This is a genomic window from Cytobacillus firmus, assembly GCF_023612095.1.
GTDB lineage: Bacteria > Bacillota > Bacilli > Bacillales > Cytobacillaceae > Cytobacillus.
This window is the reverse complement of record NZ_CP086235.1, coordinates 4,300,001-4,316,472: the sequence shown is the minus strand read 5'-3', so window position 1 is coordinate 4,316,472 and position 16,472 is coordinate 4,300,001. Positions and strand designations below refer to the sequence as shown.

Genomic DNA, 16,472 nt, shown 5'->3' with positions numbered 1-16,472 from the left:
GTGGGGGATAAGGAAAACCCCCACTGATTGAAGTTTCACTTTATTTTGTCTGTACGCAGGGTGCGTCCACACATGCAATTTCTCAGCAGCTGCCGTACATACTAAGGGAAAAGCTTACGGGAGGAATCGACATGACGATTGTACGCCTTGGGTATGTTGCGATGAGTATGAATCTGAAAAACGCATCGCCATCACAAACGATGACGTTCAAACAATTCTCAAGTATAAAAGACCGTGAGGCGGCGATTTCAAGACTGGAGCGAATTGCCGTTTCCAATTTGGAGAATTGCCTGAGGCTGCTAAAGCACAATGCGGCCCATGATATCCATTTTTTTCGCTTCAGCTCACGGCTGATTCCCCTTGCTAATCATGAGGAGCTTTCTGATTGGAAGTATATGCGTCCACTCAAAGAAATTCTGTCGGGCATCGGCGACTTTCTGGATGAACATCCCATGCGTGTGGATTTTCACCCTGACCATTTTGTGCTCCTTAATACACCGAAAGTGGACACATTGAATATGTCCATCAAAACGCTGGCTATGCATGAGGCCCTGCTGAAAGGCATGCGTCTGAATCCGGCTCACCGCTGTGTTTTGCATGTTGGCGGAGGATATGATGATAAAGAAAAAGCGCTCGAACAATTTATCCATAATTGGGGCTTTACGCCTTCCGGAATCCAGCAGATGATTATTCTCGAGAATGATGATACTACCTTTACACTTGAAGATACGCTCTACCTTTGTGAAAAGCTTGGGATACCGCTTGTATTTGATTATCACCACCACCTTGCCAATTTCAAGAATGATGACTGGATAGGGCAATGGGAAAGGGTCGCAGCAACCTGGGACCATTCTGAACTGCCTGTGAAAATGCATATTTCCAGCCCCAAATCAGATAAAGACTTCAGAGCGCATGCGGATTATATTGATGCGGATATGTTCATGGAGTTTCTGCAGAACATTAAGGGGTCTGTGCCTGAGATTCATTGCATGATCGAAGCGAAAATGAAGGACAGTGCCCTGTTTAAGCTTGCAGAGGATTTGAAAAAGAACCCCAATTTGACTTTTATAGATTCATCCAGCTTTGAAATATAAACACTACCCCAATTTTTTCATAAAAGGGAGACACTTCTTTTTTGTGTCATGTATACTTATAGAAGTGAAAGAGCGGATTTTAAGCTATTAATTTTATGGAATTGCGGGGGGTACTGCATGATTACAGAGCCGCATAAAAGGATTCCGGCAAGGGGACTGCTTGCCTGGAGAATCTCCGGCACGCTCCATTCTGTTTTTCCTTTTGTGTTGTCAGGGGGCGCTATTGCTGCTGCCATCCTGTTTAATTGGCCTATTTGGGTTATTGGAGCTTCTTTAATGTTCTATTCCGCCTATGCCTACCTGGTTATTATGACTTTCCCATCATTAAGGTGGAGAAGATGGAGGTATGAGGTCCGGGAAAATGAAATAGAGCTTAAAAATGGGCTATTTGTGATAAAAAGGACGCTTGTTCCCATGATTCGGGTGCAGCATGTGGATACCAGGCAGGGGCCGATATTGAGAAAGTATCGCCTGGCTACTGTCACCATTTCGACAGCTGCCACCGTTCATGAAATACCGGCATTGGATGTGGATGAAGCCGAGGAATTGCGCTTTTTCATTTCTCAGCTGGCAAGGGCTGCAGATGATGATGTCTAATCCGAAACGGCTGCATCCAATAGCTGCGGCAGCAAATTTCCTGAAACATCTTAAGGAAATGCTGGTGCCCTTTCTTATTTTTGTCGTCTTTGGAAGCAGAGGAGGAAACGGGGAGATTTTTCAGCTTATCCTGTCTATAGGTGTCATAATCGCAGTCTTTTTAATCGGGATCCTTACCTGGTGGAGATATACCTATAGACTGGAGGAAGGCGAGCTTCGCATCGAGTATGGTGTTCTGGTAAGGAAGAAAAGGTATATTCCGCTTGAAAGAATCCAAAGTCTCGACTTATCGGAAGGCTTGCTTCAAAGACCTTTTGGACTTGTGAAAATGAAGGTGGAGACAGCGGGCTCAACCGGTGCGGGTGAGGCAGAAGCGGTATTGACGGCTATTTCCAAAGCAGATGCAGATTTCATTCAGCAGGCATTTTCAGCTGCCAAAAATAATCCTTTAGAACCGGAAGCAGCAGTGCAGAACCGGGAAGTGATTTATAAAATTACGGCCGGAGAACTTTTCCTTCTGTCATCAACTTCAGGCGGGGCAGGTGTCGTAATTTCAGCTGTCTTTGCGTTTGTTTTTCAATTTGAAGAAATCATTCCCTATGAAAAGGTGTTTGCCGGGCTCGAAGGGTTTATTGCCAACGGAATGATCTTTGTGAGTATATTGGTCTTCATTGTCTTTCTAATGGCATGGCTGATCGCTCTTATTGGAAGCATGCTGAAATATGCCGGTTTTACATTAATAAGAAGTGAGAATGAATTGATTGTCACCAGAGGCTTGCTCGAAAAGAGGCAAATGACGATCCCGCTGAACCGCATACAGGCTATTCAGATAAGGGAAAACCTGCTTAGGCAGCCATTTGGCCTGGCGACTGTTTATATTGAAAGTGCCGGAGGATCCATTGAAGACAATGAAAGCGCCCGTCTAATGATCCTGCCGATCGTGAAAAAAACTAGGATTGCCGGTTTGTTAAAGCCGCACTTGCCGCAGTATGAACTGCAGCAGGGTTTCTTTAAAGCTCCGAAAAGAGCCCTTAACCGCTATTTATGGAGAGGATTCCTGTGGATTCTGCCTTTTGTCGCAGTACCGATACTCTTTTTCAGGCCATGGGGATATCTTTCTTTGGTGCTGCTGATCCTTGCGCTGGGATGGTCGTATCTCAAATACAGGGATGCCGGCTGGGATATCAGCTCACAGCAGCTTGCGCTCAGATATCGCGGAATTGTCAGGACAACAGTGTACTTAAGAAGAAATCGAATCCAGTCTCTCAACATGAAAGTAAGCTATTTCCAGAAAAAACGCAGTCTGGCAACCATCGAAGCTGCCGCTATGTCCGGGGCAGGCGGGACAGGGGGAACCGTACGGGATCTCGACAGGAAAGAAGTATATGCTATTTATAAATGGTATTCTTATACTGGACTGAAACAACAAGAAAAGCGCCCGTGAGCGCTTTTTTTGTTTAACTGTCCAGCTGTGGGCCATTATCTGGCTAAAAACCCCACTATGGCTAAAATAACGATAATTCCCCAAACAGCAAGCCTTGATGCAGGCACTCCTTTTAAAGAAGGCCTGATGCCGGAAAGTCCGCCTGACCTTATGATGCCGGATGAAGATGATGTACGGCCTTTGGCCAGAGAGGCTGCGCCAATCAGGAAGCCTGCAATCAGGCCGAATATATGTGCGGTCACATTGATGTTTGGCTGCAGGAAGGTCATAATGACCCCAATGATCGTAATGGTCAGGATGATTTGTGAGTTTTCCCTGGATAAAAGTTCTTTTCGAAAGACAAGGATGGCTGCAAAGTAGCCGAACAAACCAAAGATCGCGCCGCTGGCTCCCACGTGAATATACGTTAATGGCTCAAGGATGAGTGTAGCAATATTCGCGGCTGCGCCAGCTGTGATATAAACCAAAATGAATCTGGTTTTTCCGAGCAGCCTCTCCAGGACTGGACCGAATAGAACGAGTGAAAAGCTGTTAAATAAAACATGAGAGAAGCCGCTGTGCAGGATGATGGGGCTCAGCAGCCGCCAGTATTCACCCTCCACAATATATAAATTGACGCCTGCCAGCTTCTCAAAAATAAGCGAATTTGGGAATAGGGGAATGACAGTTAATAGATAGATGATAATATGGATACAAATGATAGCCGTAACAACTGGGTAGTAGCGGATAAATTCCTTTAAGCTTTCCGTTCTCGTAAACATGGCTCTCCTCCGTGCTTAAATAGTTATCTACATCATAGCCTGAAAAGCGGCTTTTCAGCATGCCATAACACTTACTTCAAGAGATAAAGTGTACATAATCCTGCTTCTACTGTATTCTTTATGCAGCAAATAATATAAATAGAAGGAAGATGAGAGATGATTTCCGGTATTGGGATTGATATTGCAGACCTCGAGCGGATACGGAAAATTATTGCCAGGCAGGAGCGGTTTCCTGATCGGATTTTGACCCCAAAAGAGCTGAATGGCTATCGGCAATTGCCGGAAAAAAGGCGCGCAGAGTTTCTTGCAGGAAGATTTGCGGCGAAGGAAGCCTTTTCAAAGGCGTGGGGAACCGGGATCGGCGAAGAACTTTCCTTTCAGGATATTGAAATTGAAAAGAATGAAAAGGGTAAGCCGTTTATTTCAAAGCCATTTAAAGAGGGGGTTCACTTGTCGATTTCCCATAGCAGGGAGTATGCTGTGGCCCAAGTGGTTATAGAAAAATCATGAATTTTTACTGCAGGAAGAATTTCTAAAGCTTGTCATTCCTCCTAGCATATTCCTTTAGGTTGTCTCATATATTCATAATGCGATAGGAGAGACAGGCCGAAAGTTCGGCCAATCTCACTGAAATGAGACAAAGGGGCTGAAGGAATGAAGAAAAAGTGGTTCATGCTGCTTGCCGGGCTTTTGGTTGTTCTTGCATTGTCTGCCTGTGGTTCTAAAACACAGGAGGATGTTGTGAAGGATCTTGATAAAAAGCTCGAAGACGTTAAGGGATACAAGGCAGAGGCAAAAATGACTCTGCAGATGGGAACGGACCCGCAGACATATGAAATAGAAGTGTGGCATAAAGATCCGGATTTTTACCGGGTAAACCTGAAAAACGCCCAAAAGGATCAAAGCCAGATGATTCTCAGAAACAATGACGGTGTATTTGTCCTCACTCCTGCGCTGAACAAGAGCTTCCGCTTCCAGAGTGATTGGCCGCAGAACAGCAGCCAGGCTTATTTATATGAATCATTAATCAAGGACATTATGGAGGATAAAGAAGCTAAGTTCTCAGCTACAAAAGAGCATTATGTGTTTGAAACAAAAACACGCTATCAAAATAATCAGATGCTTCCTGTACAGGAAATCAAGCTGAAGAAGTCCGATTTATCACCAGTCAGTGTGAAGGTTATGGATCCTGATAAAAATGCACTTGTAACAGTAGAATTTTCAAATGTAAAATTCAATGCCAGCTTCGATAAGAAAGACTTTGACATGCAAAAGAACATGACAGGCGCCCAGCTCGAAGTGCCAGTCATGGCCGAGATGGAGGATCAGGAGTTCACAGTTAAATATCCGCAGATGGACATGGCGGATGTAAAGCTGGTTGATGAACAGGAAATGAAAACAGAAGACGGCAAGCGCGTTGTTTTGACATATGATGGAGAAAAGTCATTTACGCTTGTACAGGAAAAGGCCACTGTCATGCCGACATCATCCGTTGTTACATCTGTTAAAGGCGAGCCGGTTGACCTTGGCTTCACCATTGGTGCACTTTCTGACAACACCATCTCCTGGACTTACCAGGGCGTGGATTATATGATCGCATCCAACGATTTATCACCTGAAGAAATGTCCGATATTGCCCGTTCGGTACAAGGAGAAATGGTGAAATAAATCACTGCCTAAAGCAGGTCCTATAGGGGGCCTGTTTTTTGTTGGGGTGGAAAATTGGACAGGGTCGGACACCAGGTCTCGGATCTATTGCTTCGTGAGTTCGAAGAAGGACTCAGGTTCGGACACAGCATCACAGGTTTAGGCATTTTGAGTCAGAAGAAGGCCGAGGTTCGGACACAGCATCACAGGTTTAGGCATTTTGAGTCAGAAGAAGGCCAAGGTTCGGACACAGCATCACAGGTTTAGGCATTTTGAGTCAGAAGAAGGCCGAGGTTCGGACACAGCATCACAGGTTTAGGTATTTTGAGTCAGAAGAAGGCTAAGGTTTGGACACATCCTCGGGAATTTACGCATCACAGAGTCCAAAGAAAGACCAAGCTCTCAAATCCGGCACATCAGATATACGCTTTCTCTTTCCAAAGTAACCCCGGTTAAGAAAATATCCATTTGACAAACCATCTGCCGAGTTTGATAATCGACATGTATAAAGCAATGGCTAAAAGGACGTGAATACATCGATGAATGAACAGACAAAAATGTATCGGGACACTTGGGCAGAGATAAATCTGGACCATATATCATATAATGTAGAGTCAATGAAAAAACATGTAAAAGAAGGGGCAAAAATCATTGCGGTTGTTAAGGCAAATGGGTATGGGCATGGAGATGCAGCTGTAGCGAAGGCAGCGCTTGAAGCAGGCGCATCCTCCCTGGCGGTTGCGACCCTGGATGAGGCAATCGCATTGAGAATGAAAAAAATTGAAGAGCCAATTTTAGTAATGGGAGCGAGCCGCCCGGAACACGCAGGCGAGGCAGCCTCAAATAATATCTCCCTCACTGTTTTTCAGCAGGAATGGCTGGCAAAAGCAGCTGAATATGTAGAAGATGGAACCCTCAATATTCATATAAAGCTTGATACCGGCATGGGCCGCCTGGGGATTCGCAGCCGGGATGAGCTTGCTGGAATTGAGAGCGTTATCAAAAAGGACAAGCGTTTTCTGCTTGAAGGAATATTTACACACTTCGCCACAGCGGATTCAATAAACAATGCCTATTTTGAAACGCAGCTGAGCAGGTTTGAAGAAATGATCGGCTGGCTGGAGGTATTGCCGAAGTACGTCCACACCAGCAACAGTGCGGCAGGCCTCAGGTTTCCAAAAGCGCATATGAATGCTGTCAGAATGGGGATCAGCATGTATGGACTGTCTCCATCCATGGAAATAAAGCCTGTACTTCCATTCGAGCTGAAAGAAGCTTTTTCTCTCCACACTTCAATTGTTCATGTGAAAAAGCTCCATAAAGGCGAGAAAGTCAGTTATGGTGCAACTTATGAAGCACAAGAAGATGAATGGGTTGCAACATTGCCGATTGGCTATGCGGATGGCTGGATCCGAAAGCTTCAGGGGCAGGAGGTTCTTGCTGAAGAAGCAAGGGTTCCAATTGTTGGAAGGATATGCATGGATCAATGCATGATTAAAATACCCCATGAAATGCCTGTCGGAACAAAGGTAACCCTGATCGGCGAGCAGGGGAAAGAAAAAATTCAGGTTGACGAAATCGCCGAAAAGCTTGAAACCATCAACTATGAAGTTACTTGTATGGTATCTTCCCGGGTTCCGCGCATATATAAAAGAGATGGTAAAATTATCGGGGGAATTAATTATCTGTTATAATTGAAAAAAATTAATCGTTGTTATTAGGCGCTTCCGCCCTGAGAAAGGGATGGTATAAGTGCTGCAGCTTTCTGAAAAGATAAAAATGATAAATTTTGAAGTTAGTTAACTGTCTAGCTTCAGCGCCTACCCCTCGAGGTCACAAGCTTGTCTAGTTGCGGCTCCTAGGGACTCGGGGTCATAAGCCGTTTCCTTCCAGAAGGAAAAACTCCTTCTTACAGGAACCGTCTTATGCCTGTCGTCCCTGAGCAGTCGCCTCCACATTTCGGGCAATCCTCCCAAAAAGGTAAAGAACGCCTTTCCGGGAGGACCGTCTTGTGCTTGAGGCCCACAGGATGTGGGTCATGCAGACGTTGCCACAGGATGTGGCGCTTTTAGTCTGCGTTCATACGTGGGCAAGGCGCTTCCGCTTTTCTGATATCATGCATAAAATACTATTTTTTTGGCCGATAATACAGAAGAATTAAAGAATCCCCTTTGCATTGGGCTTTATTAATGGTAATATTGAAAATGGTAGATATAAAAATGGTGTGTAGTGATGGTGGAGGTGTATGTTTGTGTCTGAGTCCAGCACAACAACAGAGATAATGGTAAAGTTACCGCAGCATCTTTTAACCGAGTTAGACGGATTTGCTAAACAGGAAAACGTTAACCGGAGTGAATTCATTTATCAAGCAACCAAAATGTATTTGCGTGAACGCAAAAAGAGACAAATTCGCGAGTCCATGAGACGTGGTTACATGGAGATGGCGAAAATAAATTTGACGATTGCATCTGAAGCATTTCAAGCGGAATACGAGGCAGAACACACAGTTGAACGTCTAGTTAGCGGAGGATAATCCTTTGATTGTCAAACGTGGTGACGTTTATTTTGCAGACCTATCCCCAGTTGTTGGTTCAGAACAAGGCGGCGTCCGTCCAGTGCTTGTCATCCAAAACGACATCGGGAATCGGTTTAGTCCCACAGTAATTGTTGCAGCAATCACAGCTCAGATTCAAAAAGCAAAGCTGCCTACTCACGTTGAAATTGATGCGAAGCGTTATGGTTTTGAAAGGGATTCGGTCATCTTATTAGAACAGATTCGTACAATTGATAAACAACGCTTAACCGATAAAATAACCCATCTCGATGACGAAATGATGGAAAAAGTGGATGAAGCCGTGCAAATCAGCTTAGGCCTAATCGAATTTTAGCAAACGCTCTTTTGAAGGGCGTTTTTTTATTTTTTTACAGCCGAATAGGTTTAGTTTCTTTACAATAGGGTAAAAAAGAAAGTCGTTTACTATATAAAATTGTCCGGTTCTGTAGATATACCCGTTTCCAGTTGGGAGTAACCTCCTGTTTCGATGGGAAATCGATGCACTGGAAAAAGGATTTTCATAAGAAATTGTCGAATTAACCTAAAGATGGGAATTATTAATTTCAGACCCTATAGGTATCATTTGACTCGCATTCATTGTTATCATTTAATTGGTATATGCGAAACAGGAAGATTTTTTTTGCTTTCTTACAATAAAGGGGAATTGGAAGGCTAATAATAGATATATGATAAAATAGGGAGGAACAAATGAATTCGACAATATTGAATTTTATACAAAATAATAAAGATTCTATTTTCAATCATTGGCTGGAGGCTACAAAAGAAAACGCGGATGAAAGGGTTACAAAGGTAGTTTCGGATCAGGTATTTATCGGGACAAGCCGGGAATTCATTGACCTGATTATTTCAAATATAAAAAGCTCAAATGAGGAATTCACTTCAAAATTGAGTGATTTCTCCGAAAAAATCGTTCGATTGGGCTGGCCGCTCAGTTTCGTGACAAAAGGGCTTCAGACATTTGGAAAGATTGTGTTCGAGGGCATGCAGGAAGCTGGAATTGTCAACCAGGAGAACCAAATGAAAGTCATTTACGAGTTCGATGGCTGGATGACTCCAATGGTAAATGAAGTGGTAAATATGTATTCGGCCACTTGGGAAAGAACTGTGTCCCTGCAAAAAATTGCCCTTCAGGAACTGTCTGCGCCGCTGATCCCTGTTTTCGAAGGAATTACGGTCATGCCGCTTGTCGGTACAATTGATACCGAGCGTGCAAAGCAGATTATGGAGAACCTCTTAAACGGAGTGGTTAAACACCGTTCAGAAGTGGTCCTTATAGATATAACGGGTGTGCCGGTTGTTGATACAATGGTAGCCCATCATATTATACAGGCAGCAGATGCTGTAAGACTTGTCGGTGCAAAGTGCATGCTTGTAGGCATACGCCCTGAGATTGCTCAGACGATTGTAAACCTGGGAATTGATTTAAATCAGTTCACCACAAAAAATACCTTGAAAAAGGGTGTAGAAGCGGCTCTTGAGTTAACCAGCCGCAAAATTGTGAAGGTGGAGGGAGAGGAATGAGAGTGAGAATCCCAATTTTAAAGCTGAACGATTGCCTATTAGTCTCCATCCAGTGGGAATTAGATGATCAGACTGCTCTGCAGTTTCAGGAGGATCTGCTCCATAAAATCCATGAGACGAGCGCAAATGGAGTCGTGATTGATTTAACATCCATTGACTTTATTGATTCATTCATCGCTAAAGTTCTAGGCGACGTAATAAATATGTCCAAACTGATGGGTGCAAAAGTAGTCATAACCGGGATACAGCCTGCCGTAGCAATTACGCTTATTGAGTTAGGTATTGGGTTAGATGATGTCCTTACTGCATTAGATTTAGAAAAAGGTTTGGAGAAATTACAACAGGAATTGGGGGAGTAACTGTATGGAAAACCAATCCTGCGTTAAAATCATAAACGAATGGGACATCGTTGCAGCCCGCCAGCTTGGGCGGAATGTTGCTAAAGAGCTTGGTTTTGGTACAGTTGACCAGGCTAGAATCACTACAGCCATTAGTGAACTTGCCCGGAATATTTACTTATACGCCGGACAAGGGCAAATCTGTATTGAGAAAATATACGACGGCGGAAAAGCGGGATTGCGTATAGTTGCGGTAGACAGCGGCCCTGGAATCAATGATTTACGCCAAGTAATGGAAGATGGATACTCGACATCAGGAGGATTAGGAGCCGGCCTGCCAGGTGTGAAGCGGTTAATGGATGAGTTCTTAATTGACTCCAATCCCGGGACCGGTACAGATATAAAAGCAACTAAGTGGCTTCGTTAGGGGGAAGCGTTATGGATTTCCGAGAAATGATGGAATCAAAGTATCGGGATATTCTTGAGAATTATATTAAGGAACAATCTGAACAGGCACTGTATCAGGGCCAGAAGTTCAGCAGGAAGTCGATCGAGCACAAAATCTCACCTGAAGAGATTATCAGCGTTCATAAAAGCCTGATGGGTGAACTTTATCCGGACTTGCCTGAATATGTTCACCATTCTTTTGATATCCTTCTGGAAGTCATGATAGGCTATGGTTTTGCCTATAGAGAACATCAGAGCTTAAAACATATTCAGCAGGAACTCAGGACAGAGATGGAAATAGCTGCGAACGTTCAGCAAACCCTGCTGGGCACGCAGGTTCCTTCTGTCGAAGGACTGGATATCGGCGCAATAAGTGTTCCGGCCAAACATATGAACGGTGATTATTTCCACTTTGTTCAGGATGAGAACAGCACAATCAGCATCGCCATTGCTGATGTGATCGGTAAAGGTCTCCCTGCAGCACTTTGTATGTCCATGATTAAATATGCCATGGACAGTGTACCTGAAAACCGCAATGACCCTAAAACAGTCCTTGAAAACCTTAATAGGGTAGTGGAGCAGAACGTAGATTTAACCATGTTCATTACCATGTTTTATGGAATATATGATACAAACAGCCACATGTTCTCTTATGGTTCTGCCGGACATGAACCTGGCCTGTTCTATAATGCCGGAAATGAGCAATTTACCGAGCTGACTGCGAAAGGCCTGCTTCTTGGTATTGATAAAAAAACTAAATACCGCCAGTACGAAAAAGGAGTAAATCCCGGAGATATGATTATATTAATGTCAGACGGGGTTACAGAATGCCGTACAGAAGAAGGGTTTATAGAAAAGGAATCATTGCTGGAATTAATCAAGAAATACATTCATTTAAGTGCACAGGAAATAGTTAATAGCGTATATAAAGAACTTGAAAAACTTCAGCATTTTCAATTGCGGGATGATTTTACCTTAATTATTTTAAAAAGAAATGTTTAATGGGTTTTAAAAGCGGGTAACTAGTAAAAAGCAGTTGACATGTAAAGAGGTGGGTCAGTTATGAATATTACTATAGATGTAAAAGAAAATGATATGCTGATTGAAGCAATGATAAGCGGGGAAATTGATGCGTACACAGCACCTAAACTCCGTGAAGAGCTTTTCCCTTTAACAGAAAAAGAAGGCGTAGAAATGGTGGTCAACCTATCTGAAGTCTCTTATATGGATAGTACCGGCTTAGGCGTATTTGTTGGTGTATTTAAAAATGTCCGTGCCAATAACGGCAAATTTCAGATTGTTGGCTTGTCGGACCGATTAAAGAGACTTTTCGAAATTACAGGCCTGGCGGATATTATCGATATTAACAGCGGGATTGAAGGTGGAGTACAATGAACGAGCCATTTGATTATATAGAAGTGAAAATTCCGGCCAAGCCGGAGTTTGTCGGGGTAATCCGCCTGACATTATCAGGGATTGCCAGCCGGATGGGATTTGCATACGAAGAAATTGAAGATCTAAAGATCGCTACAAGTGAAGCTTGCACCAATGCAGTTCAACACGCATACAAACAGAATGAGCAAGGGGAAGTAGTCATCGGATTCGGTTTATATACTGACCGCCTTGAGGTAATGGTCGCAGACAGCGGAAAAAGCTTTGATTTCCAATCAGCCAGACAAGGCATTGGGCCATATGACCAGACTGATTCTGTGGAATTTTTGCGTGAAGGAGGCTTGGGTCTATACCTGATTGAAACATTGATGGATGAAGTAAGAATTCATCACAAAGAGGGTGTTACGGTCTTCATGACCAAATACCTAGAAGGAGAGCAGGTGGAGAGGGATGCAAAAACAATCTCAACCTAATCAAAAATCCAAAGAAGAAACAAATGCTTTAATCAAAGCCTACCAGCTTCACCAGGATGAAGATGCTCAAAATACCCTGGTTCTTCAATATCAGAATCTAGTTGAAGCCATTGCACGCAAGTACTCAAAAGGAAGATCCTATCATGAGGATATTGTCCAGGTAGGCATTATCGGCTTATTGGGTGCTATCCGCCGCTATGATGAGTCGTTCGGAAAAACGTTTGAGGCCTTTGCTGTTCCAACCATTATCGGGGAAATTAAGCGCTTCTTAAGGGATAAAACCTGGAGCGTTCATGTTCCGCGCCGCATAAAGGAATTGGGCCCGAAAATCAAAGCTACCGTTGAAGAGCTTACAACAGAGCTTCATAGGTCGCCAAGAGTAGACGAAATAGCCGATATGCTTGAGGTTTCTGAAGAAGAAGTGCTGGAAGCGATGGAAATGGGAAAAAGCTATCAGGCTCTTTCTGTTGACCATTCAATCGAAGCTGATTCTGATGGCGGAACGGTCACCCTTTTGGATATCGTCGGTAATGTGGACGAGGGCTTTGAAAAAGTAAACCAAATGCTGGTGCTTGAAAAAGTCCTGCATGTTCTGTCAGAGAGAGAGAAACTAATTATTCAATACACATATCTTGAGAATATGAGCCAAAAGGAAGCTGGAGATAAACTGGGGATTTCCCAGATGCATGTCTCGAGACTTCAGCGCCGTGCGATCAAAAAGCTTCAGGAAGCAATCCACTCTGAAACAAATAACTCGGAGTGCCTTTCATGACCAAATTGGTTAGAGATAACATCGAAGTGATTGCACACCAGACAGCTAAAGAAGGCAAATCTTTCTGCGGTGATGGCTATTATTTTACCGCAACGGATGAATACTTTGTATGTGTGCTTGCAGATGGCCTTGGAAGCGGAGAATATGCGTATGAGGCTTCTTCTGCTGTTGTTTCTGTTGTAGAGCAGCATCACGAGAAAGATGTGGATACTCTTATGAAGCTCTGCAACGATGTACTTTTGCAAAAAAGAGGAGCAGCAGTCGCGCTGTTTAAAGTGCATTTTGCTTCCAGGGAATTTGTATACAGCTGTGTAGGGAATATTCGATTTTTCCTTTATTCATCTGCAGGAAAACTCACTTATCCTCTGCCTGTAACAGGATATCTGTCAGGAAGGCCGCAGGTGTTTCATACCCAGCGGTTTACGTATGAAGCGGAGTCTAAATTTTTGATATACTCAGATGGCTTTAATATCCATGGGGTTAAATCTTTGCTGAAAGCATTTCTCCCTATTGATCTTATCTCGGAAGATATAAAGAAGCAGTATCCATCTACTTCAGATGATGCTACTTTCATACTTGGAAGCTTACTCTAGACAGGGTAAGCTTTTTGTTTGTTCTTTTGATAAAATGAATATTGAGACTCTATGATGGAGGAATGAACTTGGAAAAAACATTGGATAGACAAGATCAAATACTTAATTTAATCTCTGGGGAACTATCGATAGCCATCAAACAAGTAAAGAACACAATCAGCTTGCTGGAAGAAGGAAACACAGTTCCTTTTATTGCCCGATACAGAAAGGAACAGACAGGTGCACTGGATGAAGTTCAAATCCGCGATATCATGGAGCGCTGGCAATACATACAAAGCCTTAATCAGCGTAAAGAAGAGGTAGTCCGCTTAATTGAAGAACAAGGAAAATTGACCGAAGAGCTAAAAGTTAAGATTGACAAAGCGGTGAAGCTGCAGGAGGTAGAAGACTTATACCGGCCATATAAGCAAAAGCGCCGCACAAAAGCAACTGCCGCAAAAGAAAAAGGGCTTGAACCCTTTGCTGAGTGGCTTCTCACTTTTTCGCTAAATGAAACCCCTGCTGCAAAAGCTAAAGAATTCTTATCTGATGAAAAGGAAGTAACCACAGCGGAAGAAGCAATCGCCGGCGCAAAAGATATTATTGCAGAGTGGGTATCAGATGAAGCGGAGAGCAGAAAATGGATCCGTATGGAAACAGCCAAAAAGGGGACCATTGAGTCCTCTGTGAGAAATAAAGAGAATGACGAAAAAGGCGTTTATGAAATGTATTACGAATATGAGGAACCGGTGAGCAAGATTGTTCCACACCGCACACTTGCATTAAACCGCGGTGAAAAAGAGGAAGTACTAAAGATTAACATAAAGCCAAATACCGAATTTATTTTAAAGTACTTATATAAAAAGTGGATAAAGGATGAACGTTCTCCTGCAGGTACGATTGTAAGGGAAGCCATTGATGATGGCTACAAGCGTCTGATCATGCCATCGATTGAACGCGAAATACGCAATGAGCTGACTGAAAAAGCAGAAGAACAGGCAATCATGATTTTTTCTGAAAATCTCAGAAAACTGCTGCTTCAGCCTCCGTTAAAAGGAAAAGTCGTGCTTGGGGTAGACCCTGCTTACAGAACAGGCTGCAAGCTGGCTGTTGTAGATGAAACAGGAAAAGTACTTGATATCGGAGTCATATATCCGCATCCGCCTGCTTCCAAAATGAATCAGGCACGGGAGAAAGTCATACAAATTCTAAAAACCTACAAAGTAAAAATGGTTGCCATCGGCAATGGGACTGCTTCAAGGGAAACCGAACAGTTCATCGCAGATATATTAAAGGACATGAAAGAGGAGATATTCTATCTGATTGTCAATGAAGCGGGGGCGAGCGTCTACTCTGCCTCGGATCTTGCCAGAGAAGAGTTCCCTGATTTCCAGGTGGAAGAAAGAAGTGCTGTATCAATCGCCCGACGCCTCCAGGATCCTCTTGCAGAATTGGTTAAAATTGATCCGAAGTCAGTAGGGGTTGGTCAATACCAGCATGATGTCTCCCAGAAAAAGCTGTCTGGTTCTCTTTCCTTTGTTGTGGAGACAGCAGTAAACCAGGTAGGCGTCAATGTAAACACCGCTTCATCTTCATTACTGCAGCATGTAGCAGGCCTGTCAAAAACTGTTGCCGTTAATATAATCAAGAAACGGGAAGAGGAAGGGAAATTCACGGACCGCAAGCAATTGAAAAAAATCCCCCGCCTTGGCGCCAAAACCTATGAACAGGCAATAGGCTTCCTGCGGATTGTCGATGGAAAAGAGCCTTTGGACCGGACGGGAATTCACCCGGAAACATATGCAGAAGTAAATAAATTGCTGGCTACTCTCGGCTTTCAATCAAATGACCTTGGTTCACCTTCGCTAAGAGAGGAGCTCAAAGGCATAGATCTCAGCCGGACAGCCCGGGAGCTTGAAATCGGTGAGCTGACATTGAAGGATATCATTGACGCTTTAATGAGACCTGAAAGAGATCCGCGTGATGAACTGCCGAAGCCTCTTTTGAAAAAAGAAGTTCTAAAGCTTGAAGACCTGCAGGAAGGAATGGAATTGCAAGGGACAGTGCGGAATGTTGTAGACTTCGGAGCATTTGTTGATATTGGAGTCAAACAGGATGGACTTGTTCATATTTCCAAGCTCAGCCGCCAATTTGTCAAACACCCGCTTGACGTCGTTTCTGTTGGTGATGTGGTAACAGTCTGGGTGGACTCTGTTGATAAACAAAAGGGAAGAGTCGCTTTAACAATGCTGGGCCATTCTAATTAATAGAAGGCAGTAATTTCACAGTTTTGAGTCATAAGCCAAATCACACCGGAAATCACTATTTCTGGCGTGATTTGGCTTATGCTTTTTATGACTGCTGATGAGTTCCGCTGGACTGGGGATTTTCGGCATCGGGACTGGAGTGTACGGCCGACATTAGTGCCTTTTATGAGCAATGTTTCTTTCTATAGAAAAACCAGCACTGATTCAGCAGTTTGATCTGATAGCGGTCTTTTTCATAAAAGGCACGCTGGATTTGATTTTGAAACCATACAGGCATAAGATTTACCTCCCGTTAATTGGAATCTGATAATTGGCTTCCTGGGCGAAGGAGAGTTCAGAGCTGTAAAAGGTATATATAATGTATGCTATAATAGGTTGTCATGTTTACGATAAGAGAGGAAAAACATTGCGATGAATGACCAGGAGCTTCAGACACTTGTTGAAAAGATATCATTAGAAAGCTTCGGCAAGCCTTTTTGCCACCAGGCATATTTTAATTCACGCCTAAAATCCACTGGCGGAAGATATATGCTGAATTCGCATCATGTTGAAATAAACAAAAAGTATTATGA

20 protein-coding genes (1 of these 20 cut by a window edge) are annotated in these 16,472 nt (G+C 43.4%); 18 read left to right on the top strand and 2 right to left on the bottom strand.

The window, feature by feature from the left end:
• Positions 1–131: 131 nt before the first annotated feature.
• From uvsE to LLY41_RS21985, 3 genes are all read left to right on the top strand, one after another.
• Complete coding sequence (gene uvsE / locus LLY41_RS21995; protein WP_095245886.1) at positions 132–1,094, top strand: UV DNA damage repair endonuclease UvsE; 963 nt, start codon at positions 132–134, stop codon at positions 1,092–1,094.
• A gap of 117 nt (positions 1,095–1,211) precedes the next feature.
• Complete coding sequence (locus LLY41_RS21990) at positions 1,212–1,691, top strand: PH domain-containing protein (protein ID WP_095245882.1); 480 nt, start codon at positions 1,212–1,214, stop codon at positions 1,689–1,691.
• Entirely contained in the window at positions 1,678–3,135 is a 1,458-nt protein-coding gene (locus tag LLY41_RS21985) for a PH domain-containing protein (protein WP_441294254.1), read from the top strand. The genes LLY41_RS21990 and LLY41_RS21985 overlap by 14 nt, the downstream gene beginning before the upstream one ends.
• Positions 3,136–3,170: 35 nt before the next feature.
• On the opposite strand, the gene LLY41_RS21980 is transcribed toward LLY41_RS21985, so the two are convergent.
• On the bottom strand, positions 3,171–3,896 hold the full coding sequence (locus LLY41_RS21980) for a rhomboid family intramembrane serine protease (RefSeq protein WP_095245883.1): 726 nt from the start codon (positions 3,894–3,896) through the stop codon (positions 3,171–3,173).
• A gap of 156 nt (positions 3,897–4,052) precedes the next feature.
• Here LLY41_RS21980 and acpS point away from each other — a divergent pair, with 156 nt between their 5' ends.
• The 14 genes from acpS to LLY41_RS21910 all read left to right on the top strand — a co-directional run bounded on the left by acpS (position 4,053) and on the right by LLY41_RS21910 (position 15,900).
• A complete protein-coding gene (acpS, locus tag LLY41_RS21975; protein ID WP_304586618.1) occupies positions 4,053–4,406 on the top strand; it encodes a holo-ACP synthase in 354 nt (117 codons plus the stop codon).
• 144 nt (positions 4,407–4,550) lie between these two features.
• The gene (locus LLY41_RS21970) at positions 4,551–5,564 is read left to right on the top strand and encodes a LolA family protein (protein WP_304586617.1); all 1,014 of its coding nucleotides are present in this window, start codon (positions 4,551–4,553) and stop codon (positions 5,562–5,564) included.
• A gap of 518 nt (positions 5,565–6,082) precedes the next feature.
• Complete coding sequence (gene alr / locus LLY41_RS21965; protein WP_304586616.1) at positions 6,083–7,237, top strand: alanine racemase; 1,155 nt, start codon at positions 6,083–6,085, stop codon at positions 7,235–7,237.
• Between the two features lie 557 nt (positions 7,238–7,794).
• On the top strand, positions 7,795–8,076 hold the full coding sequence (locus tag LLY41_RS21960) for a CopG family ribbon-helix-helix protein (protein WP_035331931.1): 282 nt from the start codon (positions 7,795–7,797) through the stop codon (positions 8,074–8,076).
• A gap of 4 nt (positions 8,077–8,080) precedes the next feature.
• On the top strand, positions 8,081–8,431 hold the full coding sequence (gene ndoA / locus LLY41_RS21955; protein ID WP_009336311.1) for a type II toxin-antitoxin system endoribonuclease NdoA: 351 nt from the start codon (positions 8,081–8,083) through the stop codon (positions 8,429–8,431).
• 374 nt (positions 8,432–8,805) lie between these two features.
• Complete coding sequence (locus LLY41_RS21950; protein ID WP_304586615.1) at positions 8,806–9,639, top strand: RsbT co-antagonist protein RsbRA; 834 nt, start codon at positions 8,806–8,808, stop codon at positions 9,637–9,639.
• Positions 9,636–9,998: an STAS domain-containing protein gene (locus tag LLY41_RS21945; RefSeq protein WP_009336309.1), complete on the top strand. Its 363-nt coding sequence runs from the start codon at positions 9,636–9,638 to the stop codon at positions 9,996–9,998. The genes LLY41_RS21950 and LLY41_RS21945 overlap by 4 nt, the downstream gene beginning before the upstream one ends.
• Positions 9,999–10,002: 4 nt before the next feature.
• On the top strand, positions 10,003–10,404 hold the full coding sequence (locus tag LLY41_RS21940) for an anti-sigma regulatory factor (RefSeq protein ID WP_035331811.1): 402 nt from the start codon (positions 10,003–10,005) through the stop codon (positions 10,402–10,404).
• An 11-nt stretch (positions 10,405–10,415) separates the two neighbouring features.
• Positions 10,416–11,426, top strand: a complete 1,011-nt coding sequence (locus LLY41_RS21935; protein ID WP_304586614.1) for a PP2C family protein-serine/threonine phosphatase — start codon at positions 10,416–10,418, stop codon at positions 11,424–11,426.
• Positions 11,427–11,486: 60 nt separating this feature from the next.
• On the top strand, positions 11,487–11,819 hold the full coding sequence (locus LLY41_RS21930) for an anti-sigma factor antagonist (protein ID WP_035331808.1): 333 nt from the start codon (positions 11,487–11,489) through the stop codon (positions 11,817–11,819).
• Positions 11,816–12,289: an anti-sigma B factor RsbW gene (gene rsbW, locus LLY41_RS21925; RefSeq protein WP_009336304.1), complete on the top strand. Its 474-nt coding sequence runs from the start codon at positions 11,816–11,818 to the stop codon at positions 12,287–12,289. Before LLY41_RS21930 ends, rsbW begins: the two co-directional genes overlap by 4 nt.
• The gene (gene sigB, locus LLY41_RS21920; protein WP_304586613.1) at positions 12,267–13,061 is read left to right on the top strand and encodes an RNA polymerase sigma factor SigB; all 795 of its coding nucleotides are present in this window, start codon (positions 12,267–12,269) and stop codon (positions 13,059–13,061) included. Before rsbW ends, sigB begins: the two co-directional genes overlap by 23 nt.
• A complete protein-coding gene (locus LLY41_RS21915) occupies positions 13,058–13,654 on the top strand; it encodes a PP2C family serine/threonine-protein phosphatase (RefSeq protein ID WP_095245892.1) in 597 nt (198 codons plus the stop codon). The genes sigB and LLY41_RS21915 overlap by 4 nt, the downstream gene beginning before the upstream one ends.
• A gap of 68 nt (positions 13,655–13,722) precedes the next feature.
• Entirely contained in the window at positions 13,723–15,900 is a 2,178-nt protein-coding gene (locus LLY41_RS21910; RefSeq protein WP_304586612.1) for a Tex family protein, read from the top strand.
• 163 nt (positions 15,901–16,063) lie between these two features.
• Here the strand turns inward: LLY41_RS21910 and cmpA are convergent, their stop codons facing one another.
• Positions 16,064–16,177 carry a cortex morphogenetic protein CmpA gene (gene cmpA, locus LLY41_RS21905; protein WP_009336300.1) on the bottom strand — a complete coding sequence of 38 codons (114 nt, stop codon included), beginning with the start codon at positions 16,175–16,177 and terminating at the stop codon, positions 16,064–16,066.
• A gap of 134 nt (positions 16,178–16,311) precedes the next feature.
• On the opposite strand from cmpA, the gene LLY41_RS21900 reads away from it, so the two are divergent.
• Positions 16,312–16,472, top strand: the 5' end (the start) of a protein-coding gene (locus LLY41_RS21900) for a SprT family protein (protein ID WP_304586611.1). It continues 313 nt past the right edge of the window; 161 of the gene's 474 nt are visible here — the first part of the coding sequence; its start codon is at positions 16,312–16,314; its stop codon lies beyond the right edge, outside the window.